Origin of the sequence: Candidatus Protochlamydia sp. W-9 (genome assembly GCF_001950615.1) — a bacterium.
In the GTDB taxonomy this organism is placed as follows: Bacteria; Chlamydiota; Chlamydiia; order Chlamydiales; family Parachlamydiaceae; genus Protochlamydia; species Protochlamydia amoebophila.
Genome location: NZ_BCPZ01000355.1, coordinates 1 through 1,653 on the forward strand (window position 1 = coordinate 1; position 1,653 = coordinate 1,653).

Below are 1,653 nucleotides of genomic sequence, written 5' to 3' on the forward strand. Positions count from 1 at the left end.
TTTACGGATGCTGGATTAGCCCATTTGGCACCTTTGGTGGCTTTACAGCATTTGAATTTGGCTGGATGCCATAATTTTAAGGATGCTGGATTAGCCCATTTGACATCTTTGGTGGCTTTACAGCATTTAGACCTAAGCTGTTGCAGAAATTTTACTGACGCTGGATTAACGCATTTGACACCTTTAGTGGCTTTACAGCATTTAGATCTGAGTTCGTGCAAAAAACTCACGGATGCTGGATTAGAGCATTTGACACCTTTAGTGGCTTTACAGCATTTAGACCTAAGCCGTTGCAGAAATCTTACTGACGCTGGATTAGCGCATTTGGGACCTTTAGTGGCTTTATCGCATTTAAATTTGGCTGGATGCCATAGTTTCACGGATGCTGGATTAGCGCATTTGGCACCTTTAGTGGCTTTGCAGCATTTGGAGCTAAGTGAGTGCGAAAAGCTAACGGATGCTGGATTAGCGCATTTGCGACCTTTAGTGGCTTTGCAGCATTTAAATTTGAGTTGGTGCGATAAGCTTACCGACGCTGGATTGGCGCATTTTAAATCCTCAGTAGCTCCACTCCATTTAAAAATTGTTTATTAAAGCAACTCTTAATGACGTTAAATACAAAAATTTTATAGGTTTTTTTAAATTAAATTTTCATAGTTCTCACAAAATAATTAAAAAAAGAAAGTTCAATAACTTCAGTTAGTGTTTTAAGTTGCTCCCAATTTGTTCGAACGTTTTTAAATTCGTTCAGAAAATTTTAAAAGGATTTAAGTCTAGCGAATAAAGAGGAAGAAATAAAATTTTACATCCTGCTTCAACTAAGCTCAGTTTTGTTTCTACATGTCTTGCTTTTTCTTCAGCCAAATTCTGTTTTACTTGGTTGAGATCTTTTCCTACTTTAGCTAATTCATTTTTAGTTGAAATATTTTCCTGGGTTAAATATTCGCATTTAAGCTTTTCATTAGCAATTAATCTTGTTTTTTCAGAAATTTCTAACTTACTACTTCTTTTCACCTCTGAATAACGATTTTATGCCTCATTTAAATCTTTTTTGAGTTTTTCTATTTCTTCTTGATGCGCTTTCTCTTGATTTTCAAGTTCAGCTTTGCCTTTGACTAACTCTTTTAACTTGTTATTTAAACCATCTATTTCATTGACAAGTGCTATATTTCTCTCAAAAAGTCCTTGTTTTTCACGGTCATATCTATTAAGTGTCGCTTGAATTGCCGCAATTTGCAGGTCTTTTTCCTCTAAAGCAATTTTAGTTGTCTGTAAATTTTTTGTTAGTCCCTCTATTCCTGTAATTGCTTTTTCATATCAGTTTTAAGACTAGTGTTATCCAAATTAAGAGACTCAATTTTTTTATCAAGAGCAAAATTATTTTCTTTAAGCTTTTCAGTTTCTATATGAGCTTCAAAAAGTTCAGTGGAAACTTCATTAACTCTTTTTGTCAATTCTGCATTTATCGTTTTTACTTTTTGATCATTTTCTTTAATCAAATTATATAAGAAATCTAGTGACAAGCTTTCGGAAGGTTGAGAAGATTGAACTGTTCCCATAATATCGCCCTCTTGAAAATGTTTGATTTTAACTTAAAAAAGTTAGTTATTTATAAATACCTTCTATATTCATGCTAAAGGATATTGATATAAA

2 protein-coding genes and 1 pseudogene are annotated in these 1,653 nt (G+C 33.3%); 1 reads left to right on the plus strand and 2 read right to left on the minus strand.

Translation table 11 applies throughout. The features are described 5' to 3' along the window. Positions 1-594 (plus strand): annotated as a pseudogene (locus BU804_RS09915) (hypothetical protein); the annotation flags it as partial. 153 nt (positions 595-747) lie between these two features. Here BU804_RS09915 and BU804_RS09920 read toward each other — a convergent pair. Together BU804_RS09920 and BU804_RS09925 are read right to left on the minus strand one after the other, a co-directional pair. Then, on the minus strand, positions 748-1,014 hold the full coding sequence (locus tag BU804_RS09920; RefSeq protein ID WP_075883941.1) for a hypothetical protein: 267 nt from the start codon (positions 1,012-1,014) through the stop codon (positions 748-750). Positions 1,015-1,292: 278 nt separating this feature from the next. Then, positions 1,293-1,559 carry a hypothetical protein gene (locus BU804_RS09925; RefSeq protein ID WP_075883942.1) on the minus strand — a complete coding sequence of 89 codons (267 nt, stop codon included), beginning with the start codon at positions 1,557-1,559 and terminating at the stop codon, positions 1,293-1,295. Positions 1,560-1,653 lie beyond the last annotated feature (94 nt).